We start from the raw sequence: 22,508 nt of genomic DNA on the forward strand, positions 1-22,508 counted from the left end.
TCAGCCGATTCCGGGGATGAGGGAGATGAGCAGGTCGATGAGCTTGATGCCGATGAAGGGGGCGATCAGCCCGCCGATGCCGTAGATCGTCAGATTGCGGCGCAGCATCTTGTCCGCGCTGACCGGCCGGTACTGCACACCCCGCAGAGACAGCGGCACCAGCGCGATGATGACCAGCGCGTTGAAGATCACCGCCGACAGGATCGCCGAGTTCGGCGACGACAGGCCCATGATGTTGAGCTTGTCCAGGCCCGGGTAGACGGCCGCGAACAGCGCCGGGATGATCGCGAAGTACTTCGCGACGTCGTTGGCGATCGAGAAGGTCGTCAACGCGCCCCGGGTGATGAGGAGTTGCTTGCCGATCTCGACGATCTCGATGAGCTTGGTCGGGTTGGAGTCGAGGTCGACCATGTTGCCGGCCTCCTTCGCGGCCGACGTGCCCGTGTTCATCGCGACGCCGACGTCGGCCTGCGCGAGCGCGGGCGCGTCGTTGGTGCCGTCGCCGGTCATCGCCACCAGTTTGCCGCCGGCCTGCTCCCGCTTGATGAGCGCCATCTTGTCCTCGGGAGTGGCCTCCGCGAGGAAGTCGTCGACCCCGGCCTCCTCGGCAATCGCCTTGGCGGTCAACGGGTTGTCACCCGTGATCATGACGGTCTTGATCCCCATGCGGCGCAGCTCATCGAACCGCTCGCGCATGCCCGCCTTGACGACGTCCTTGAGATGGATGACGCCCAACACCCGTGCGCCTTCGGTGTCCTCGACGGCGACCAGCAGCGGCGTACCGCCCGCCGCGGAGATCCGGTTGGCCAGCGTGTCCGCGTCCGGGGACACCTCGCCACCCTGCTCCCTCACCCAGGCGATGACCGAACCGGCCGCGCCCTTGCGGGTCTTGCGCCCGTCGACGTCCACGCCGGACATCCGGGTCTGGGCGGTGAAGGCGATCCACTCGGCGTGGGTCAACTCGCCCTGGTGGCGCTCCCGCAGACCGTACTTCTCCTTCGCCAGGACGACGATGGAGCGGCCCTCGGGCGTCTCGTCGGCCAGCGAGGAGAGCTGCGCCGCGTCGGCCAGTTCGGCCTCGGTGGTACCACTCACCGGCACGAACTCGGACGCCTGGCGGTTGCCGAGGGTGATGGTGCCGGTCTTGTCGAGCAGCAGGGTGGAGACGTCACCGGCGGCCTCGACCGCCCTGCCGGACATGGCCAGTACGTTGCGCTGGACCAGGCGGTCCATGCCCGCGATGCCGATCGCGGAGAGCAGCGCGCCGATCGTGGTCGGGATCAGACAGACCAGCAGGGCCACCAGGACGATCATCGTGAGGTGCGTGCCCGCATAGTCCGCGAACGGCGGCAGCGTGGCGCAGGCGAGCAGGAAGACGATCGTCAACGAGGCCAACAGGATGTTGAGCGCGATCTCGTTCGGGGTCTTCTGCCGGGCGGCACCTTCGACCAGGGCGATCATCCGGTCGATGAAGGTCTCACCGGGCTTCGTCGTGATCTTGATGACGATGCGGTCGGAGAGGACCTTCGTGCCACCGGTGACGGCCGAGCGGTCACCGCCGGACTCACGGATGACGGGCGCGGACTCGCCGGTGATGGCCGACTCGTCGACCGAGGCAACGCCCTCGACGACGTCACCGTCACCGGGGATGACGTCGCCGGCCTCGCAGACGACCAGGTCACCGATCTTCAACTCGGTACCCGGAACCTCCTCCTCGGAGCCGTCCGTGAGCAACCTGCGCGCCACGGTGTCGGTCTTGGCCTTACGCAGGGTGTCGGCCTGCGCCTTGCCACGGCCCTCGGCGACCGCCTCCGCCAGGTTGGCGAAGATCACGGTCAGCCACAGCCAGACGCTGATCGCCCAGCCGAACCAGTCGCCCGGGTCCTTGAAGGAGAACACCGTGGTCAGGACGGACCCGACCAACACCACGAACATCACGGGCGACTTGACCATGACCCGCGGATCGAGCTTGCGGCAGGCGTCGGGCAGAGACTTGATCAGTTGCTTCGGGTCGAACAGACCCGCGCCGACCCGTCCCTCGGGAGACTTGTGACCGGTCGGCACATCGCTGTGCGGCGCCCTGGTCGGAGTGGTGGTGGACATCGAGTCCTCTGACTTCTCTATACGGGTACTCATGACGCCAGCCCCTCGGCGAGCGGGCCCAGCGCCAGGGCCGGGAAGTAGGTCAGACCGGTGATGATGAGGATCGCGCCCACCAGCAGGCCCACGAAGAGCGGCTTGTGGGTGCGCAGGGTGCCCGCGGTCTCCGGGACGGGCCGCTGGTCGGCCAGCGAGCCGGCCAGGGCCAGTACGAACACCATCGGCAGGAAGCGGCCGAGCAGCATCGCGAGTCCGGTCATGGTGTTGAACCAGTCGGTGTTCGCGTTCAGACCGGCGAACGCCGAGCCGTTGTTGTTGGCGGCCGAGGTGAAGGCGTACAGCACCTCGGAGAAGCCGTGCGCGCCGGAGTTGAGCATCGAGTGCGGCGGGGTCGGCAGCGCCATGGAGATCGCCGCGAAGATCAGCACCAGGGCCGGGGTGATCAGGATGTAGCAGGCCGCGAGCTTCATCTCGCGGGTGCCGATCTTCTTGCCGAGGTACTCGGGCGTGCGGCCGACCATGAGTCCGGCGATGAACACCGCGATGACCGCCATGATCAGCATGCCGTAGAGGCCGGAGCCGGTACCACCGGGCGCGATCTCGCCCAACTGCATCCCCAGGATCGTGATCCCGCCGCCGAGACCGGTGAACGAGGAGTGGAAGGAGTCCACCGCGCCCGTCGAGGTCAGGGTGGTCGACACCGCGAAGATCGAGGAGGCTCCGACGCCGAACCGCGTCTCCTTGCCCTCGTACGACCCTCCCGCTGCCTGGAGCGCCGAGCCGTGGTGGGCGAACTCGGTCCACATCATCAGGGCGACGAAGCCGACCCAGATGGTGGCCATGGTGGCGAGGATCGCGTAACCCTGCTTGACCGAGCCGACCATCACACCGAAGGTGCGGGTCAGCGAGAACGGGATCACCAGCAGCAGGAAGATCTCGAACAGGTTGGTGAACGGCGTCGGGTTCTCGAACGGATGGGCACTGTTGGCGTTGAAGTAGCCGCCGCCGTTGGTCCCGAACTCCTTGATGGCCTCCTGGGACGCGACCGCACCCCCGTTCCACTGCTGGTGCCCACCCATGAACTGCCCGACCTCGTGGATGCCGGAGAAGTTCTGGATGACACCGAAGGCCACCAGCACGATCGCGGCGATCGCGGCGCCGGGCACCAGGATGCGGATGACTCCGCGCACCAGGTCGGCCCAGAAGTTGCCGAGTTCACCGGTGCGGGAGCGCGCGAAGCCCCGTACGAGAGCCACCGCGACAGCGATACCGACGGCCGCGGAGACGAAGTTCTGCACGGCAAGGCCGGCGGTCTGCACGACGTGACCCATGGTCTGCTCGCCGTAGTACGACTGCCAGTTGGTGTTCGTCACGAACGACACGGCCGTGTTGAACGACTGCGCCGGATTCACCGACGAGAAGCCCAGCGAGCCGGGCAGGATGCCCTGCAGACGCTGGAGCAGGTAGAGGAAAAGAACACTGACCGCCGAGAAGGCCAGCACACCGCGCAGGTACGCGGGCCAGGTCATCTCGGTGTCGGGATTGGCACCGATGCCCTTGTAGATCCACTTCTCCACCCGCAGATGCCGCGTGGAGGAGTAGACCCGGGCCATGTAGTTACCGAGCGGAATGTAGGCGAGCGCCAGCGCGCCTATCAGGGCGAGCAACTGAAGCACGCCTGCGAGGACGGGACCCATGTCGCGGCTCAGAACCTCTCCGGGAAGATCAGGGCGAGGACGAGATAGCCCAGCAGGGCGACGGCCACGACGAGGCCGACGATGTTCTCGGCGGTCACAGCTTCGTCACCCCCTTGGCGACGAGGGCCACCAACGCGAAGACCGCGATCGTGGTGACGACGAAGGCCAGATCGGCCATCGCGAACTCCTGGGGTGAGGTTCGATGAACAGGGACGAGTAGAGGAAAGCGCCTCTTTGGCCGGATCGGGTCACCCGTTTACGGCTCTCTTACGGCGATGCCCGCGGCTTTGACGGAACTCTTACGACCCTTGATCCATACCGGCGAGTAGGGGCGACGTAACGGTCGATGCCCCGGCTACAGCAGCCGGAAGCGGAGCCGGCAGATCACCGCGTCCGTCTCCCGCCGTACGGCGTGCGCGACGACCGCGCCCCGCTGGTTCTGCAGCAGCCGCTGCCACAGCCGCTCCGGCTCCGCCTCCGGGATGAGCACGGTGACGCGCGTGCCCGGCTCGGCGGCGGTCACCTCGCGGACGTAGGCGGCAATGGGGCGGCCCAGACTGCGCCGCTCGCAGGTCAGCCGGACGAGGGGGATGCCCGGGTCCCATGCGGCCCAGGAACGCTCCAGGGCGTGCAGGGCTACCCGGTCCTCGGGGTCCGGGTAGCACACGGTCACCGCGCGCACATCGTCGCCGAGGGAGGAGGCGGCCGTAAGGGCCTCCGAGGTCAGCCTGGACAGGGACGAGACCGGGACGATCACCAGCGAGCGCTCGCGGTGCGGGCTCTCCGGTACGCGTCCGAGGCCGAGCCGCTCGCCGATCCGGTCGTAGGCCCGGTGCACGGTCTCGAAGGCGGCCACCAGCAGCGGCAGGGCGATCACCACCAGCCAGGCGCCCGCTGCGAACTTCTCCAGGGTGACGACGACGGCCGCGACACCGGTGAGCAGCGCACCGAAGCCGTTGAGCAGCGCCTTGCCCCGCCAGTCCCTCCCCTGTTCCAGCCGCCAGTGGCGGACCATGCCCACCTGGGCGACGGTGAAGCCGACGAAGACGCCGATCGCGAACATCGGGACCAGGGTGTTGGTATCACCGCCGGAGAACACCAGCAGCGCGGCCGAGACGACGGCCAGGGCAAGCACGCCGTGCCGGTGCACCTGGCGGTCGGCCTTCAGGGCGAAGACATGCGGCGCGTAGTTGTCCCGGGCCAGCAGCTTCAACAGCACCGGCAGACCGCCGAAGGACGTGTTCGCGGACAGGGCGAGCAGGATCATCGTCGCGAACTGGATGACGTAGAAAGCCCAGTTGTGGCCCAAGGAGGCGTCCGCGAGCTGGGCCAGGACGGTGACGCCCTCGACCGGCTGGAGGTGGAAACGGCCGATCAGTACGGACAGGCCGATGAGCATCAGGCCGAGGACGGCGCCGAGGGCGACCTCCGCGCGCTGGGCCCGCTTCGCGCGCGGGGCCCGGAAGGAGGGGACGGCGTTGGCGATGGCCTCCACGCCCGTCAGCGCGGCGCAGCCGGAGGCGAAAGCTTTCAGCAGGAGCAGTGCCCCCACTGTGCCGGCGTTGTCGGCGACCACCGAGGCGTGACCGGCGGCAGTCGCCGTGCTCACCGGGTGGGAGCGGAACAGACCGACGGCGATGAGGACGAAGATCGACCCGACGAAGACAACCGTCGGCACGATGAACGCCTTGGCGGACTCCACGATCCCGCGCATGTTCACGCCCGTGATCAGAGCGAGCACCGCCAGACACAGCCACAGCCGGTCGTCGTACAGCCCGGGGAAGGCCGAGGTCAGGGCCGCGACTCCGGCCGTGACGGCCACGGCGACGTTCAGGACGTAGTCCAGCACCAGCGAGGCCGCGGCCACCAGGCTCGTCCGCGCGCCCAGGTGCGTCTTCGCCACGGCGTAGGAGCCACCGCCGTCCGGGAAGGCCGCGATGACCTGCCGGTACGAGGCAACAAGCACCGCCAGCAGGGCGGCGATGGCGAGCGTCACCGGCAGCGTGAAGCCGAGTCCGTGCGCGCCGGCGGCGGCCAGCACGAGGACGATCGCCTCGGGGCCGTAGGCCACCGACGCCATCGCGTCCAGCGACAGGGCGGCCAGGCCGGTGACGGCGGTGAGTCGGTGGCGCTCGCCGGTATCAGGCGGCTCGTCGCCGGCGGGGACGGCGTTGGGCTCGGTGGTGAGGACGGACATGGGTGCGGGCTCCTTCTTGCCTCGGCCGCGCACGATGGCTGAGATGCGCGGCAGCAACCAGGTTCTGTCCGTCTCCGGCCTCATGCGACGCTTCCTTGCGGCATCTTCGCGCCCAACGGGCCGACCTTGATGCGCTCTTGACGGGCGTGTGACGCGGGCGACCGTCGAGCGGCCCGCCGGGCGACGCGTTCCATGATCGGGAGGCAAGGAAGCGCTGGATCTCCGTCAGAGCCGTGTCAAGGCGTGCCGATCCGACTCCCGGGTTCACTAGCGTCAGCGTCATGGGACGCCGTGACCACGTCCGCGGAGAGCCGCCCGACGGATCCGGCGAGGCGACGAACGACCCCGAGTGGGCGCGGGAGCTGTGGAGCACCGTCCGTTGCGCCGGTGTACTGCTCGCCCTCCTTCTCCTGATCGACTGGGGCTCCGGCCGGCTCACCCTGTGGCGTGCCGCGCTGTGGTTCGCTCTCGCCGGGCTGCTGTTCGTCGTGCTGTGCCCCGACCGGGTGTCCGCGGGCGGGAACTGGCTGGCCTCGCGCCGGCTGGTGCGGGAGCGGCGGGTGCGGACGGATCTTCTGGTGTCCGTCCGCTGCCTGGACGGCAGCTCCCAACGGGTCCTGCTGCGAGACGCGTTGGGTGGCCACGTCGAGATCGACCCCGAGGTCCTGGTGCGGAATCCTCAGCTGTGGTGCCGCCTGGACGAGGGCACGCGGAAGGCCGCCGCCGACGGGATCCTGCTGTGCGGTACGACCGTCCTGCGGCAGATCTCCCGCCGCGTGGACCGCGAGACCGCCCGTGCCGTGTTCGAAGCCTCCGGCCTCGAGTGAGCGTCAGCCCCTTCTGACCGGTCCAGCAGTGTCCAGCGCCGATCCCGCCTGGTCGGCCAGCGTCACCGCCACGAGCCGGGCCTGGAGCGGGGGAACCGGCCCGGGGCCGGGAGCGAGCATGAAACGGCCGAGGTAGTGGCCGTTGCCGTAGGCACGCAGTTCGATCTCGCCCTCGGGCCAGCCGGCGGTGTCCACGTCCCACGAGCGCCTGCCCACCGTCACGCCGCCGTCGCTGTGCAGGCGGGGCGGCTGCCCCATGAGGGTGCCGTACTCGAAGCGGCAGGCGCGCAGCCCGAGCAGGTCGGTGAGTTCACGGCGGACGTGGTCGACCACGGTGTCCGCGGAGCCCGAGGACTGCGCCAGTTCGGCAGTCCGGTGGATACGCGAGAGGTGGGCCGCGTCCATGACCGTGATGACCTCCAAACGGCGGGCGCGAGCCGCCAGTTGGGACACGATCACACCGACGACCAGCAGGAGCACCGCTGTCTCCGCGTCGGCGGACGCCGTGATGTCGAAGGTCTCGTACGGCCGGGTCAGGAAGAAGTCGAACCAGGCCGCCGCCGACAGCGCCGCGAGCACACCCGCCGTACGGCTGCCCAGCGCGGCCACCGCGACGACCACCACGACGAGGACGAGCGCGGCGTTCGTGTGCGAGACGTCGGTGCGGAACGGCACGAGTACGAGGGCCGCCAGGAAGGGGCCGGCGAGGCCCGCCGGAAGGGCGAGCCGGTCCCGCGACGGCCAGGTCCGGGGCGTGGTCCGGGTCCTGCTCCGGCGCAGTTTCCACGCGCTGGTCATCGTGCTCATCACGCACCTCCTACGCTGTGCTCCGTCGGTTCGGCATCCACGCTCCGCGCGGCGAGCGGCAGCGACACGACCATCGTGAGTCCGCCGCCGGGAGTGTCCTCGGGGGTGAGGGTGCCGTTCATGGCCTCGGTCAGACCGCGCGCGAGGGCGAGTCCGAGGCCGAGGCCGGTGGTGTTGTCGGTGTCGCCGAGCCGTTGGAAGGGTTCGAAGAGCCGTTCCCGGCCGTCGGCGGGCAGGCCGGGCCCCCGGTCCACGACCCGCAGCTCCACCCGGCCCGCCAGGGCGCTTGCGGTGACCAGCACCTTCTTCCCGGGCGGGGTGTGGCGGTCGGCGTTGCCGGCCAGGTTGGCGAGCACCCGTTCCAGCAGCGGCGGATCGACGAGCACCGGCGGAATCGCCTCGACGCCCACCACGTCCACTCCGGGCACGTCCGCGAGTGCCATGGGCAGCACCTCCTCCAGTGAGGTGGGACGCAGGTTCAGCGTGAGGGCGCCCGCCTCCAGGCGGCTGAGGTCGAGGAGGTTCTCCACCAGGCGGTTGAGTTTGGCCATGGACTCGTCGGCTGTGGCGAGGAGTTCGTCCCGGTCCTCCGGGGAGAACTCGACGTCCCGGCTGCGCAGCGAGGTGACGGCGGCCCAGCCCGCGGCGAGCGGGGTGCGCAGGTCGTGGCCGACGGCCCGCAGCAGCGCCGTACGCAGCCGGTCGGCCGCCTTCACCGGCTCGACCTCGGCCGCGGCCTCGGCGAGCCGGGCCCGCTCCACCGCCGAACCGACGTGCGCGGCGAACGCGGCCAACACCCGCCGCTCGGACGACGACAGGGTGCGACCGCTCAGCGTGAGGAAGGCGCCGGGGCCCGCCGGAACGGCCGTCACGCCGGGCGCGTCGGGAGGATCCTCCACCAGGTCCGCCGACTCCATGCCGAAGGTCTCGCGCGTCCGCTCCAGCAGGGCCGGAATCGTCGTCTCGCCCCGCACGATGCTGCCGGCCAGGGACGACATGGTCTCCGCCTCGGCCGTCGCGCGAGCGGAACGGCGCGACAGGCGCAGGGAGCGGTCCACTACCGCGGCCACGGTTGCCGCCACGACCGCGAAGACCGCCAGGGCGAGCAGTGCGTTCGGGTCGTCCAGGGTGAACTGCCCGATGGGCGGGATGAACCAGTAGTTGAGGAGCAGGGAGGCCGTCACCGAGGCGATCACCGCGGAGGTGACCCCGCCTATGCAGGCCACGCCCACCACGGCGAGCACGAAGAGCAGCGCCTCACTGGTGAGGTTGAGAGTGCCTCGCAGTTGGGCGAGGGCGATCGTAAGGAGTACTGGCAGCACCAGGCCGGCCACCGGCCCGGCGATCAGCCGGGCCGTCGACAGCGTACGCCGCCGGGACGGGAGCAGGGTGCCGCGTCCGGCGCGCTCATGGGTGACCCGGTGGACGTCGATGTCGCCGGACAGCTCGGTCACGGTCTCCCCCGTGCCGGGCCCGGTCAGGAACCGTGCCAGTCGGCCGCGGCGGCTCGTGCCGAGCACGAGCTGCGTGGCGTTCTCGGCGCGGGCGAACTCCACCAGGGTCGTGGCGACGTCGTCGCCGACCACCGAGTGGTAGCTGCCGCCGAGGTCCTCGATCAGCCGGCGCTGTCTGGCCAGCGAGGCGTGCGAGACCCCGGCGGCCAGCCCGTCGCTGCGGGCCACGTGCACGGCGAGCAGGTCACCGCCCGCGGACCGGTCTGCGATCCGGGCCGCCCGCCGGATCAACGTGTCCCCCTCGGGCCCGCCGGTCAGGGCGACCACCACCCGCTCCCGGGTCTCCCACACCCCGCCGATGCCGTGCTGCGAGCGGTATTCCTGTAGTGCCTCGTCGACCCGGTCGGCCACCCACAGCAGCGCCAACTGCCTCAGCGCGGTGAGGTTTCCGGGCCGGAAGTAGTTGGCGAGGGCCGCGTCGATCTTCTCCGGGGCGTAGATGTTGCCGTGCGCCATCCGCCGGCGCAGCCCCTCGGGCGGTATGTCGACCAGCTCGATCTGCCAGGCGCGCCGTACGACCTCGTCCGGGACCCTCTCGTGCTGCGGCACTCCCGTGATCTTCTCGACCACGTCGTTGAGGGACTCCAGGTGCTGGATGTTCAGCGCGGTGACGACGTCGATGCCGGCGTCGAGCAGGGTCTCGATGTCCTGCCAGCGCTTGGGGTTGCGGCCGTCGCCGGGGACGTTGCTGTGGGCGAACTCGTCGACGATCACGACCTGCGGGCTGCGCGTGAGAACCGCGGCGAGGTCCATCTCCTCGAACTCGCCGCCGCGGTAGGCGCAACGGACCCGCTCCACGGCCTCCAGGCCGTCGAGCATCGCCTCGGTGAGCCGTCGTCCATGGCACTCCGCGAACCCCACCACCACGTCGGCACCGCGCGCGGCGCGGCGCCGCCCCTCGTCGAGCATGCGGTAGGTCTTGCCGACCCCCGGGGCCGCCCCGAGGTACACCTTCAGTCGTCCGGGCCGTACGTCACTCATCGCCGCCGACGCGCTCCGCTCACTTGGTCAACTCCCCTGCACGCAAGGGTCCTCCTCCAAGGAAGCCGCTTCGCGGGGCGGCCCGCGCGACTGTTAGCGGTTCCTTGTCGCCGGTCCCGGAGAACTTGACACTGTCTTGACGTGCCCTGCCACCGATAGGGAAGGGTCAGGTGTGCCGGGAAGTCTGGTCGACCGGGGAGCCATGGCGGTTCTCCGAGAGCCCCAGGGGGACGGCATGCGCAGCGTCGGTACGGTTCTCGCACTCGTGGTACTCGCCACGATGGTCGCCACGTTCGCGCGCCGGTGGCGCATTCCCGCCCCGTCCCTGCTGGTCGTCGCCGGTCTGGCGGTGGCGCTGCTGCCCGGTACCCCGCATATCGAGATCAGCCCCGAGATCATCGGGCTGGTGGTGCTGCCGCCCCTGCTGTACGCGAGCGCGGAGGACATGCCCTGGCGTGAGCTGCGCGCGGTGTGGAAGCCGGTCGGAATCCTCGCCATCGGCCTGGTGCTGGCCTCCGCGGCGGCCGTGGCGGCGGTGGCCGCGCTGGTCACTCCCCTGTCCTGGCAGATGGCGTTCGTGTTGGGCGCGATCCTGGCCAGTACCGACCCGGTGGCGGTCACCGCCCTCGGCCGGCGGCTCGCCCTCCCGCCCCGGGTGCAGGTGCTGGTGCAGGCGGAGAGCCTGTTCAACGACGCGACCTCGCTGGTGCTGGTGCGGGTGGCGGCGGGCATCGCGGTGGCGTCCGCCGCCGCGAACTGGGGTGCGGCCGGGGGCGAGTTCCTGGTGCTCGCGGGCGGCGGCACGGTGATCGGGGCAGCCGTCGCCGGAGTGATCGCCCTGATCCGGCGCCGTACCGAGGACCCGGTGCTGGAAACGGTGATCGCCCTGGTCACCCCGTACGCCGCCTACCTGCTGGCGGAGGTCGCGCACACCTCGGGAGTGACGTCCTGCGTGGTGGCCGGTGTGGTCCTCGGCGGCCGGGGCGACCGGCTCACCAACGCCCGCATCCGCCTCCAGCTGCACGCCGTCTACGGCACGGTCGTGTTCCTTCTGGAGAGCGTGGTCTTCAGCCTCATCGGGCTGGCGCTTCCCGACCAGGTCCAGGCCCTGGCCCACGGCGACCGGGCCTGGCCGCTGTACGCCCTCGCCGTCGCCGCCACGGTCGTCGCCGTACGCATGCTGTGGATCGCGCCCCTGTCGGCGGTCGTGCAGCGCAAGGGCGGCCTGGGCCGGGTGAACTGGCGGGTTCCGATGGTGCTGACGTGGGCGGGCACCCGCGGGGTGATGCCGCTGGCCGCCGCGCTGTCCATCCCGGAGGTCATGAAGGACGGCACCCCGCTGGCCGACCGGCCACTGGTCCTGGTCCTGACCACCTCGGTCGTGGTCGTCACCCTCGTCGTCCAGGGCTTCACCCTCGCCCCGGTCGTCCGCCGCTCCGGCATCGCCCTGGAACCCGACCACACCGCACGCGAGGAGACCGAGGCCCGCTCCCGTCTCGCCCACGCCGGCCTGGCCCGCCTGGAGGAACTCGCGGAGCTGGAGGTCGTACCGGACGTGGCCCTCGACCGGCTGCGCCGCGGCCTCAACGCCCGCCTCGACGACGCCCGCGACCGCCTCACCGAGCAGAACGGCACCTCGGTCGCCACCGCATCCGCCGACCTCGTCTACCGTCAGCTGCGCCTCGACCTGATCGCCGTCGAGACAGTGGAGCTCCAGCGCCTCTACGACGCCCGCTCCATCAGCGACACCACCCGCCGCCGGCTGCAGCGCTCCCTGGACCTGGAGGAGGCCCGGCTGACGGATGCGTAGGGGGTCGGCGGACGCGCCCGGCAACGGCTTCGCCCGCTATTTCGCGCCCGACGCCTCCACCCGCACGCTCCCCCCGTGCGTCGATCCCGTCACCGTGATCACATGCGTCACCGCTGCCCCCGGCACCGCGTGCCGCGAGGCGTTGTCACGAACCCGTCCGCCGTACGTGGAGATCCCGCTCAGGTCCACCGCGATTCCGGGTGGCACCGTCAGCCGCACACTTCCGCCGTGCGTCGATACACGGAGCGTGCTCTGCCCGCCCTCCGGCAGCCGCGCCAACGTGTAGTCCAGTCGCGCCGAGCCACCGTGCACATCGAGTTCGACGACGCGCGGCACCGTCCATGCGCCCTCCCGGAGAAGCCGCTCGCCGTGCACCTGCCATCGCTCCACCTCCCCGGCCGTCGAGGCGGGCGCGGGGACGGCCGGTGGAGCAGGAGCCGCGACCGGCAGGTCCTCCGTGAGCGGCGCCAGATCCGCGAAGGTGCGCGCGGTGAGCGCACGCTCGACCCGCTCCTCCAGCTCATCGATGTCCAGCCGGCCGTCCGCCGCCGCGTCCCGCAGGATCTCCACCATCCGGTCGCGGTCCGCATGCGAGACACGCAGCAGAAGCGGATCGCGCTCGGCCGGGTGGCTCGGCTCCTCAATGCTCATGACCATGTACCTTACGACCCGGCCCGCACCCCGGGCGAGCGCGAATGACCGGGCCCGGCCGCCGACTTGGCGGCCTCGCCGGTCGGCACGGTCAGCGGAACTCGGCCAGCCGTGGCCGCAGTCCGAGGGCGGTGAGAACGACGGCCGCGAGCAGTAGGCCGACCGTCCAGGGGAGCAGGTCGGTGACCGTCGAACGGCCCGCGTCGACCGAGGACGTGAAGTGGGCGCGGTTGATGCCGGCCACCTTGTCCAACGCCGCCATCCACGCCCCGAAGTGCGCGTTGGACGTGCCCGGCTCCCACCCCATGCAGAACTCCACCGCGTCCTGTTCCTTCCCGGCGGCCAGCAGCGCGCGGATCTTCCGGTCGTCGCGCTGGTAGACGGCGTACGTCTCCACCGTCTTCTCCGCCGCGGCCCGCTCGCCGGGGAAGGTGACGTTGTCCAGCTCGCGGCGGAACTGGCCGGTGAAGCGCAGGTCGTGGCGGTCGGTCTCGTACGCCTGCCAGGTGGTGGCGAGTTCCGAGTCGTACGTGGTCAGCGTGGCGCCCTTCAGGCCGTACAACTGCTGGGACTTGGCGAGGAACGCGCCGGCGTACTGCCCGCGGCGCTGCGGGTCGAGCAGATAGCGGCTCTCGTCGGCGTTGGCGTCGTAGGCGATCGCGCGGGCGCGGGAGAGGGCGACGACCGAGTCGAAGGCGTCGTGACGGGCCACGCGCAGTTGTTCCGCGGAGGCGGACAGCATCTGCGTCCCGAGAAGCACCGCGAGCAGCGTGCAGCCGGTGGCGGCCAGCGCCGCTGGGTTCAGGGTGCGCCCGAAGCGGCGGGACAGGTACCACTGGAGGACGCCGAGCACGGCCGGCAGCAGCGCGCCGAGGGCGAGAGCGGCGGCGAGTTCGGTGCCCAGGCCGGAGCGCGCCGAGGAGTACTCGGCGTCGAAGGCCGCGTCGTTCGAGGCCACCAACGTGCGTGCGGCGGGCAGGAGTTGGGTGCGCAGCAGGTCGGTCGCGCGACGGTAGTCGACCAGGGCGCCCGCCTTGCCGCCGTGGTGACCGTCGTTCTCCAGGGCCCGGCCGATCAGCTCCTGGTACTCGGCGAAGCCGTCGGTCAGCGACTCCACGGTCTTCTCGTCGGCCCGGCTGCCCTGCGCGGCGACGGCGAGGGTGCGCAGATCGTGTCCGATCTCGCGCCGCGCGTCCCCGTAGAAGCCGACGGCTTTCTTGTACGGCGTCTGCAGGCGCCCCTGTCCCGCGTCTCCGTTGGACAGCAGGATGTTGGCGGCCTGGGCGTCCATGTCGTTCAGGGCCAGGTCCAGATCGGCCGCGCTGGTGGTGCGGGGCGCGTCATGGCCGGCCACGCTGCTCCAGGTGCCCAGGGTGATCAGCCCGGCCACCAGTACCAGTACGGCGAGGGCGCAGGTGAGCAGGACCGTGGCCGCACGCAGAAGACGCAGCCGCGCGGGCACGGATGCCCAGTAGCGGCGACGCAGAGCGGCCCGCGCGGCCACGGCCCGCTGCCTCGGGAGGTGCCCCGGACCGCCCGTCCGCGACGCCCCTCGCCGCCGCGGTCCGGGGCTGCCTCCCGGCGAGGCAACCACCGGCTCCGGCGACTGTTCGCCGGCCTCCGGCCCATGTCGGTGCGATGTACCGGCCGTGATGGTCACGGTCCCTCCCACGTCACGCCATGGACGGTCGCCCGTCCCCCCGTTGGCGATCAGTCTGCGACCGGATCCGGCCGTCGGAGGACCGCGTTGACGCCCCTCTGACGGTCCGCCAGGATTGTTTGACGGAGCCTTGACGGCGCTCGCGGCGGACCCGTATGAAAGCCGCACATTCCATGCCGAGCAGGGTTGTTCGGCCCTCGCTCACGGATAGGTTCCTGTGGTCCGCCGCCGAGGCCGGGGCGTCAACGGCCTCACCGGCTCCGGAGTCTCCGCTCCGAACGCGGCTCACGGCGGCCAGGTGCGTGCCCCGAAGGCAGGCACCGGCGTGTGACGTCCCATCGTCTTCCCGCGTCGGCGTCCGCGCACCTCCGGGCGGTGCCGGGGCCCTGGCACCGCCCGGACCCGCGTTCTCCCACACGTCCACCGACCCGTCCGTCGGCGAGCCCTGCGGCATGCCGCGCCGAACCACGAAGGTGTCATGCATCCCGCCGCGGCCGAGCAGGCCCCGCCGTCCCGCCCCCAGCGCACCACCGGCCCCGCACCGGGAGGAGGAGCCCGGCGCTGCGCCCCGAGCGGTGCCTTCGAACCCGCCCAGCTCGTCAGGTCGCTCCCCGAGGCACTGCGCAAACTGCACCCGAGGACCCTGGCCAGCAACCCCGTCTCTTCGTGGTGTCCGTGGGAGCCGCGCTGACCACCCTGTCCGCGCTGCTGCACCCGGCCGTGTTCACCTGGATCATCAGTGCCTGGCTGTGGCTGACCGTGGTCTTCGCCAACCTCGCCGAGGCCGTCGCGGAGGGCCGGGGCAAGGCACAGGCCGAGTCGCTGCGCAGGGCACGCACGGACACGGTGGCGCTGCGCCTGCTGGACTGGCGCTGGGGCACGGACCTGCGCAGCGCCCGCAAGGAGGCCGGCAACTCCGCATCACCCGGGGCGCGTTGACGACGTTCTCCATCACCAACGACGTAGCGAAGTACTTCGCGATCATCCCCGCGATATTCGCGCGCACCTGTCCGGGTCTGGGAGCGCTCGACGTAATGGGCCTACACAGCCCGACCTCCGCCATCACCTCCGCGATCATCTTCAACGCCCTGATCATCGTCGCCCCGATCCCGCTCGCCCGGCGCGGCGTGCGCTACACCCCCTCTTCCGCCCATGACCTGCTGCGCCGCAACCTGCTCGTCTACGACCTCGGCGGCCTGGTGCTGCCCTTCGTGGGCATCAAGCTGATCGACCTGTTGATCTCGGGGGTGCCCGGCCTCGGCTGAGCCGCGGCCCCTACCCCTTCGACTCGGCCGTCAAGGGCACGTATGCGCACGTCAGAGGGTCATCAGAGAATGGCAGCCGGGCTTGCCCCCGCCCTGCGGCACGGCTTCCATGGAGGACGTGAACAGCGTCTGGCTTCTCTTCGACCGGCCGCCGAGTCCCGCTCGGCCGCCCCGTCGTGCGCCGCGCTGTGCGGAAACACCCGCGTCCGTGTCCCGCTGACGCGTTCCGCATCCCCCGGGGCGCCGTGATGCCACACGGCGCCCCGCTTCCTGCCCTTCACTCCCGCACGTGACGCCACCCCCTCGGTGAGGCGGTGTGCCGCGTGCCGCAACTCCGGATGGGATCATGTCCGACACCACCCTTTCGTCCTGTACTGTGCTTGTCACCGGCGCCACCTCCGGCATCGGCTACGAGACCGCCCGGCAGCTCGCCGATCGCGGCGCCACCGTTCTGCTGCATGGCCGCACCGCCGAGGAGGCCCGCGCCGCCGCCGACCGTCTGGTCGCCACCGCAGGCGTCGGCACCGGGCAACTGCGCACGTACGCCGCCGACTTCACCCGGCTCGACGAGGTCGACCACCAAACACTCGGCTCGGTCGTTGAGGCTTCGCTGACCACGCGGGCTCATGGCAGCACGAAACGAAGGACGCCGGCACATGTGCCGAGGACACACAGCACGCAGGTCAGCACCCACCCGCCCGATCTTGCGATCTCCGCTACTTGTCCGCTCTGTAGAGCTTGATGTCCTTGTTGACGAACAGGTGGACGTAACCGCACCGCCAGCAGATCAGGCCGGTGGCGTTCTCATCGGCCCAGGCCAACTTCATGAACTCCATGCCGGTGCTGTTGAGCAGGACACCCCGCTCTCTGAACAGATCCCCTTGGCAGACCTGGCACTTGAGCCAGACGTCCCCCACCGCGGCGCGTACCGGCTTCTTCGCCATCGCTTGAACGCCCCCGCCCTTGTCATATGGTCGGAACCGAGCCTAACGGGGCAGCGTGAGCCACTCACAGCCCGCGCGAGCCCGAAGCAAGGCCGTCTGACGACTCGCCATCTGGTGGCCGTGTATGCAACAAAGGGGGTAGGCGTGTCCTCCGCATGCCTTATGGAGCAGCCGCCGGGCCGTCTGTGGGCCGTCCAAGGGTGGCCAGCAGCGACTAGCAACAACCAATGACGACCGTCCGATCACAGGCCCGCCCTGCTCCGCCCCCCATCGCGTGATGCCGCTCCGGGCCAGCGTCACTTCCTGCTCGACAAGCTCTCGCACGACTCGCTGCGTCAGGGTGCCGCCGCCAGCGGGGCCACGGTGGAGTTCTTCCGCCACCTGGACAACGAAGCCGTACGGCGCCATCTGAAGGGCATCCGCGCCACCGACACCAGCAACGCCGTCCTCGTCGTCACCGAGGGCGTGTTCTCCATGGACTCCGACACTCCGAACCTGGCCGAACTCCTCGGCATCTGCCACGAGTTCGGCGCCCAGCTCATGGTCGATGCGGCCCACGACTTCGGTGCCATGGGTGCGAGCGGGGGCGGACAGTCGGAGGTGCACGGGATCCTCGGCCAGGTCGACTTCGTCGTCGGGGCGTTCTCCAAGACGTTCGCCACCACCGGTGGCTTCCTCGCCACACCGTCCGCGTCCGCGCGGGAGTACGTGCGGATGTTCGGCGGTCCGCAGACCTTCTCCAGCGCCATCACCCCCGTACAGACGGCGGTGGCCCTCGCGGCCCTGGGCATCGTGACCTCGCCGGAGGGGGCGCGGCGCCGGGCTGCCGTCGCGGCCGTCGCCACCCGCCTGCGCGACGGACTCACCGCACGCGGACTGGAGGTCATGGGCGACGTCGTCTGCCCGGTCGTCCCGGTCCTCATCGGCGACACTCCCGCAGGCCGTACGACCTCGGGTCTCATCGCCCGCGCCGGTCTGATCGCCCACCTCGTCGAACAGCCGGCCGTCGCGTCCGACGCGGCCCGCTTCCGCCTCCAGGCCATGGCGGACCACAGCGACGACGACGTCGACACCGCGATCGACATCCTCGACACCTGCATCCGCGAGGCCCGGCAGAACAGCATCGCCGCGCCCCGCTGAGCGCTCACACGCAACGAGCGGCCAGGCGGTGCTCCCGCAACGCTCCGCCCGGCCGCTCTTAACGGGGTCTTGACGCGTCTGGACCACGCTCCCGTGTGCCCACGCGTCACTCTCTGCTTACGCTGGTGCCGCCGTCCGTGTGATGGCCTGAGCCCCCACGCTGAGCCGCGCACCAGGAGAGCCCGTCGATGGTCACCACCGAACAACCGCCGTCGAGCCGACTGCGGACCTGGATGCTGGAGGGCTTGTCCGACATGGGCAGGCAGGGCGGCCACACCGGCCCGCACGCCGCGCCGCAGCCCGCGCACAAGGGCCAGCGCTGGTGGCGGGTGATGTGCCTGACCGGCGTCGACTACTTCTCCACCCTCGGCTACCAGCCGGGGATCGCGGCCCTGGCGGCCGGACTGCTCTCCCCGGTCGCCACCTTGGTGCTCGTCATCGTCACGCTGGCCGGCGCCCTGCCCGTGTACCGGCGGGTGGCGGAGGAGAGTCCGCACGGTGAGGGCTCGATCGCGATGCTGGAGCGGCTGCTGTCGTTCTGGAAGGGCAAGCTGTTCGTCCTCACCCTGCTCGGGTTCGCGGCGACCGACTTCCTGATCACCATCACCCTGTCGGCGGCGGACGCCTCCACCCACCTGATAGAGAACCCGCGCCTGACCAGCACCCTGCACGGGCAGCAGATGCTGATCACCCTGACCCTGGTCGCCCTGCTCGGCGCGGTGTTCCTCAAGGGCTTCCTGGAGGCCATCGGTGTCGCGGTGGTCCTGGTCGCGGTGTACCTGGGGCTCAACACGGTCGTCGTGATCGTCGGCATGTGGCACGTCGTCACCGCGGGCCATGTGGTCACCGACTGGACCAGCGCCCTGACCACCGAGCACGGCAACGTCTTCGCGATGATCGGCGTCTCCCTGCTGGTCTTCCCCAAGCTGGCGCTCGGCCTCTCCGGTTTCGAGACCGGCGTGGCCGTCATGCCGCACGTCGAGGGCGATCCGGACGACACCGAGGAGAACCCCAAGGGCCGGATCCGGGACACCAAGAAGCTCCTCACGGCCGCGGCGCTGATCATGAGCGTGTTCCTGATCGCCACCAGCTTCATCACCACCGTGCTGATCCCGGAGAAGGAGTTCAAGTCCGGCGGCCAGGCCAACGGACGTGCGCTCTCCTATCTGTCGCACGAGTACCTGGGGAACGCCTTCGGCACGGTCTACGACGTCTCGACCATCGCCATCCTGTGGTTCGCCGGCGCCTCCGCGATGGCCGGCCTGCTCAACCTGATGCCGCGCTATCTGCCCCGCTACGGCATGGCCCCGCACTGGGCCCGTGCCGTGCGCCCCATGGTGATCGTCTTCACGCTGATCGCGTTCCTGGTCACGTGGATCTTCGACGCCAGCGTCGACGCGCAGGGCGGCGCCTACGCCACCGGCGTCCTGGTCCTGATGTCTTCGGCCGCGATCGCGGTGACGATCTCCGCCCGCCGCGCCCAGCAGCGCAACTGGACCATTGGCTTCGCGGCCGTGTCCGCCGTCCTCCTCTACGTCACCGTCGCCAACGTCGTCGAACGCCCCGACGGTGTGAAGATCGGCGCCTGCTTCATCGCCGGCATCATCCTGGTCTCCCTGCTGTCCCGGCTGGCCCGCGCCTTCGAACTCCGCGTGACCAGCGTGACGTTGGACGACATGGCGGAACGATTCATCCGCGACACGTCCCATCGGCGCATCCGCTTCCTCGCGAACGAGCCCGGCCGACGCGACAAGGCCGAGTACCGCGACAAGATCGAGCAGATCCGCGCCGACAACGACCTGCCGGAGCAGGAGGACTTCATCTTCGTCGAGGTCACGGTCCTCGACGCCTCCGAGTTCGAGGCGGGGCTGACCGTCCGCGGCGAGGTCCTCCACAACCGCTACCGCGTCCTGACCCTGGAGTCCTCCTCCGTCCCGAACGCACTGGCCGCGCTGATGCTCCACGTCCGCGACACCACTGGCTGCATCCCGCACATGTACTTCGAGTGGACCGAGGGCAATCCCTTCGCCAACTTCCTCCGCTTCTTCCTCTTCGGCCAGGGCGAGGTCGCCCCGGTCACCCGCGAGGTGCTGCGCGGGGTGGAGCCGAACCGCAAACGCCGACCGCGCGTCCACACGGGCTGAGGACGACACGGGCGACCGACACCCCGCGTAAGGATGTCGTCAAGATTCACCCGTTTGCCGCTAGGACCCCGTCAGGGGCAACCGCCGGACCCCGCACGGGCACCTAACGTCAGCGACATGCGATGGAGCGGACCGGCGGGCTCGGTCGGCGACCGCCACTGGCGTGGCAGCGCACGGCTCGCGGTGAGCTGTGCCCTGTTGTTCTGCGCCATGAGCGTCCTGGTCGACTGGGACTCGGGAAGCCTGACGCCGCTCCGCGCCCTGCTCTGGGTCACCCTCTCGGCCGCCGTGTGCTCCGTCCTGCTGCCGCCGCGAGTGACCGCCGGCCCCGGTTGGCTGGCGGTACGCACGCCCTGGCGGAGGCAGGTGATCCACACGGACGCGCTCACGGCCGTACGGCAGTACGTCGGCGTCTCCTCCCACCTGGTCCTGCGAGACGTCCACGGTCACAGGCTGGAACTCGATCCCCGGATCCTCACGGCCAACCCCTTGCTCTGGCACGAACTCGACACCGGCGTACGTCGCTCCCTGGAGCGCGGAACCCTGGGCCTGGGAGCGGACGTCATGGAGCGCCTGGGGCATCACATCGACGACGACACGGTCCAAGCCGTGCTTCGGGCATCGGGACTTTCCTGAACCGAGGAGAGAGCGCCTCGCGCTCCCTCTGGCCGCCCCCGGCAGCCACCTATCGCTGAAATGACAGAAATAATTGTCATCTCAGCGATAGGTGCTAGATTGCTGTTGTGCCGCAGGATGCCCAGCTGATCTTCGCCGACCATGTCGGCCGCTTCTACGCCCGCCACTACGGTTTCCCGCCCATGGCGGGACGCCTGCTCGGCTATCTACTCGTCTGCGATCCGACCCAGCAGACGATCGACGAACTCAGCGACGCGTTGCTGGCGAGCCGAAGTGCGATCACGGGTGCGGTCAAGCTCCTGGAGGGCTACGGCCTGGCACGACGCACCAGGTCGGCCGGCGAGCGGATGGACCGGGTGAACCTGGACCCGACCGGCCGGCAGCCGCAGAACTTCGACGCGACCCTCCACCTGGAGCACGCGGCGCTGTTCCGAGAGGGCCTGGACCTACTCACCGACGCAGCGCCGGCGCGCCGGGCCCCGCTCGAAGAGATGGTCGCGCTGGCGGAGTTCCTCGCCGAGCGCCTTCCCGCGCTGCGGGACGAGTGGCACGCACACCGCGAGGACCTACGCACCTCCGGAAAGCTGCCATGCGACTCGTAGCCGCCCATAAGCCCCTCATGCCCCGAGGCCACGGAGAGTCCCATGACGACCGAACCCAACCCGTCCTATCAGTCCGATGCGGCTGCTCTGCGCGAGCGCGCCGATCGCGGAGACTCGGACGCAGCAGACGAGCTGATCGAACTGGCCGCGGAACAAGGCGATCTGGGGGAACTGCGGCGTCTCGCGGAGACAGGCAACTCCACCGCGACGGACCAACTCATCGAACTCGCCGCCGAACAGGGCGACCTCACCGAACTGCGACGTCTGGCAGACCAGGGCAACACAACCGCCGCCGAGGTTCTCGACGAACTCATCGACGAATGACCCGAGTCACGCCACTATGACGAGGTCGCCAGGCCGCAGGAGCCGGTCCAGCACAGCGACTGACAACCCCGGATGCATCACCCTGCGAGCATCGCGGGACTCCTCCCCCTGCCAGGGCCGGCCGCGAACTGGGCCTCGACCCAAGGCCCGACGAGACGTCCACCTCTGCTCTCAACACCCTAGGATCACCAGAAGAGTTGGGCGCTGTTCCTCCCTCTCGGCATCGCCTAGCAGGGTCAACGCTGAGGAGGCCGGGGGGGGCGCTGGCGCAGTTGCGCGTCCGAGAGACCCTCGCACTTCCACACGAAGGTCGCCCGGTGGCAGTCGAGTATTCGAGGCGATCACCTCCAACCGCGAGCCCTATACGACACATTCAGGCCGGACGATCTTCTGGACCACGATCTCGCTCACGCTGGGGTCTCCCTGCTGGGCATCTGACTTGGCCAGTTCGCACGTGCCCACGATTCGAGGACTGGACGCCGGCCTCAATCGGCACCTCGCGGGCATCTCCGACAAAGAAGACCTCTCCGCCTATCGGAACCCATCGCTCGATGCCACAACGGAAGTGGCTTGGTGCCGCTGCGAGTGGCAGGCGGTCTGGACGCAACCTGGTGAAGCCGTTAGGGCGCAGGACCGGCGACCGCGAAATACGCTCGCCTGGAGGCCGATGGACGACGCCTCAGAGGTAACCCATAGTCACTTCCACCGGCCGTCAGGCGAGCACGAGCACACGTGGCACGGATCCCTGCGGGACACCCTCGCTGGGGAGAATGCTCGGCGCCGGGGAGCGCGTGGGGAGAAACGACTGCATAGCGCGGCATGATCCGGTCGGACGCTGAAAGATCCATCCGCGCAGGCCAGAGGCCACCAGAGATGTATCACCGCAGGTCAGCGCCCCCAGGTAGACGACTTCAAGAAGATCACTTCGTCTCTCCGGCTTCGCAGGCCACGGCACGACTCGCGAACACCCCCTAGCGCCACCCTGGCGCAGTCGGATCCTGACCAAGATCCGGACCATACACGGACCAGAGTCCGACCACTCTCCCCCAGTCCGGCGTTTGCACAGGTCAGAGACACCTCTGGCCCGTATCACCAGCAGACGAAGAACCTGCTAGTCACTCTCCGGCGCAGCACCTTTCAGATCGGACGCATGCGGCTACCGAGAGACAGCGGCGCCATCGGAATCTTGTGGGACCTCAACAAGGCGGC

At 70.0% G+C, this 22,508-nt stretch carries 17 protein-coding genes and 2 pseudogenes; 10 read left to right on the forward strand and 9 right to left on the reverse strand.

Features of this window, described 5'->3' with window-relative positions; translation table 11 throughout:
- The 4 genes from kdpB to AB0M63_RS24485 form a co-directional block, all read right to left on the reverse strand.
- Positions 1-2,136, reverse strand: coding sequence for a potassium-transporting ATPase subunit KdpB (gene kdpB / locus AB0M63_RS24470; RefSeq protein WP_366020875.1), 2,136 nt, complete (start codon positions 2,134-2,136; stop codon positions 1-3).
- Positions 2,133-3,797, reverse strand: a complete 1,665-nt coding sequence (gene kdpA / locus AB0M63_RS24475; protein ID WP_366020876.1) for a potassium-transporting ATPase subunit KdpA — start codon at positions 3,795-3,797, stop codon at positions 2,133-2,135. The genes kdpB and kdpA overlap by 4 nt, the downstream gene beginning before the upstream one ends.
- 8 nt (positions 3,798-3,805) lie before the next feature.
- Positions 3,806-3,895 (reverse strand): K(+)-transporting ATPase subunit F, encoded by a 90-nt coding sequence (gene kdpF / locus AB0M63_RS24480; RefSeq protein ID WP_016434100.1) that lies wholly within the window; start codon positions 3,893-3,895, stop codon positions 3,806-3,808.
- A 257-nt stretch (positions 3,896-4,152) separates the two neighbouring features.
- Complete coding sequence (locus AB0M63_RS24485) at positions 4,153-5,994, reverse strand: APC family permease (protein WP_366020877.1); 1,842 nt, start codon at positions 5,992-5,994, stop codon at positions 4,153-4,155.
- A 281-nt stretch (positions 5,995-6,275) separates the two neighbouring features.
- On the opposite strand from AB0M63_RS24485, the gene AB0M63_RS24490 reads away from it, so the two are divergent.
- Positions 6,276-6,821: a hypothetical protein gene (locus tag AB0M63_RS24490; protein WP_366020878.1), complete on the forward strand. Its 546-nt coding sequence runs from the start codon at positions 6,276-6,278 to the stop codon at positions 6,819-6,821.
- A 3-nt stretch (positions 6,822-6,824) separates the two neighbouring features.
- Here the strand turns inward: AB0M63_RS24490 and AB0M63_RS24495 are convergent, their stop codons facing one another.
- Together AB0M63_RS24495 and AB0M63_RS24500 are read right to left on the reverse strand one after the other, a co-directional pair.
- A complete protein-coding gene (locus AB0M63_RS24495) occupies positions 6,825-7,628 on the reverse strand; it encodes a DUF4118 domain-containing protein (protein ID WP_366020879.1) in 804 nt (267 codons plus the stop codon).
- Positions 7,628-10,123 carry an ATP-binding protein gene (locus AB0M63_RS24500; protein WP_366020880.1) on the reverse strand — a complete coding sequence of 832 codons (2,496 nt, stop codon included), beginning with the start codon at positions 10,121-10,123 and terminating at the stop codon, positions 7,628-7,630. Before AB0M63_RS24500 ends, AB0M63_RS24495 begins: the two co-directional genes overlap by 1 nt.
- A 202-nt stretch (positions 10,124-10,325) precedes the next feature.
- Here AB0M63_RS24500 and AB0M63_RS24505 point away from each other — a divergent pair, with 202 nt between their 5' ends.
- A complete protein-coding gene (locus tag AB0M63_RS24505; RefSeq protein WP_366020881.1) occupies positions 10,326-11,933 on the forward strand; it encodes a Na+/H+ antiporter in 1,608 nt (535 codons plus the stop codon).
- A gap of 36 nt (positions 11,934-11,969) precedes the next feature.
- Here AB0M63_RS24505 and AB0M63_RS24510 read toward each other — a convergent pair whose 3' ends face one another.
- Positions 11,970-12,584, reverse strand: a complete 615-nt coding sequence (locus AB0M63_RS24510) for a DUF1707 domain-containing protein (RefSeq protein WP_366020882.1) — start codon at positions 12,582-12,584, stop codon at positions 11,970-11,972.
- 91 nt (positions 12,585-12,675) lie between these two features.
- The gene (locus AB0M63_RS24515; protein ID WP_366020883.1) at positions 12,676-14,088 is read right to left on the reverse strand and encodes a hypothetical protein; all 1,413 of its coding nucleotides are present in this window, start codon (positions 14,086-14,088) and stop codon (positions 12,676-12,678) included.
- An 822-nt stretch (positions 14,089-14,910) separates the two neighbouring features.
- Between AB0M63_RS24515 and AB0M63_RS24520 the strand changes: the two genes are divergently transcribed.
- The 3 genes and pseudogenes from AB0M63_RS24520 to AB0M63_RS24530 form a co-directional block, all read left to right on the forward strand.
- The gene (locus tag AB0M63_RS24520; protein ID WP_366020884.1) at positions 14,911-15,183 is read left to right on the forward strand and encodes a hypothetical protein; all 273 of its coding nucleotides are present in this window, start codon (positions 14,911-14,913) and stop codon (positions 15,181-15,183) included.
- Positions 15,144-15,509 (forward strand): annotated as a pseudogene (locus AB0M63_RS24525) (potassium-transporting ATPase subunit B); the annotation flags it as partial. The gene AB0M63_RS24520 and the pseudogene AB0M63_RS24525, both read left to right, overlap by 40 nt.
- A gap of 346 nt (positions 15,510-15,855) precedes the next feature.
- Positions 15,856-16,083, forward strand: a pseudogene (locus AB0M63_RS24530) (SDR family NAD(P)-dependent oxidoreductase); the annotation flags it as partial.
- Between the two features lie 142 nt (positions 16,084-16,225).
- On the opposite strand, the gene AB0M63_RS24535 reads toward AB0M63_RS24530, so the two are convergent.
- Complete coding sequence (locus tag AB0M63_RS24535; RefSeq protein WP_366020885.1) at positions 16,226-16,453, reverse strand: hypothetical protein; 228 nt, start codon at positions 16,451-16,453, stop codon at positions 16,226-16,228.
- Between the two features lie 255 nt (positions 16,454-16,708).
- Between AB0M63_RS24535 and AB0M63_RS24540 the strand changes: the two genes are divergently transcribed.
- The 5 genes from AB0M63_RS24540 (at position 16,709) to AB0M63_RS24560 (ending at position 21,299) form a co-directional block, all read left to right on the forward strand.
- Positions 16,709-17,593 carry an aminotransferase class I/II-fold pyridoxal phosphate-dependent enzyme gene (locus AB0M63_RS24540; protein WP_366021018.1) on the forward strand — a complete coding sequence of 295 codons (885 nt, stop codon included), beginning with the start codon at positions 16,709-16,711 and terminating at the stop codon, positions 17,591-17,593.
- Positions 17,594-17,781: 188 nt separating this feature from the next.
- Positions 17,782-19,737, forward strand: coding sequence for an amino acid transporter (locus AB0M63_RS24545; RefSeq protein ID WP_366020886.1), 1,956 nt, complete (start codon positions 17,782-17,784; stop codon positions 19,735-19,737).
- 117 nt (positions 19,738-19,854) lie between these two features.
- Entirely contained in the window at positions 19,855-20,373 is a 519-nt protein-coding gene (locus AB0M63_RS24550; RefSeq protein ID WP_366020887.1) for a hypothetical protein, read from the forward strand.
- Positions 20,374-20,480: 107 nt separating this feature from the next.
- Complete coding sequence (locus AB0M63_RS24555; protein ID WP_366020888.1) at positions 20,481-20,975, forward strand: hypothetical protein; 495 nt, start codon at positions 20,481-20,483, stop codon at positions 20,973-20,975.
- Positions 20,976-21,017: 42 nt separating this feature from the next.
- Positions 21,018-21,299, forward strand: a complete 282-nt coding sequence (locus tag AB0M63_RS24560; RefSeq protein WP_366020889.1) for a hypothetical protein — start codon at positions 21,018-21,020, stop codon at positions 21,297-21,299.
- The last annotated feature ends 1,209 nt before the right edge of the window (positions 21,300-22,508 follow it).

The sequence above is a fragment of the Streptomyces sp. NPDC051576 genome, from assembly GCF_040681835.1.
Classification (GTDB): domain Bacteria; phylum Actinomycetota; class Actinomycetes; order Streptomycetales; family Streptomycetaceae; genus Streptomyces.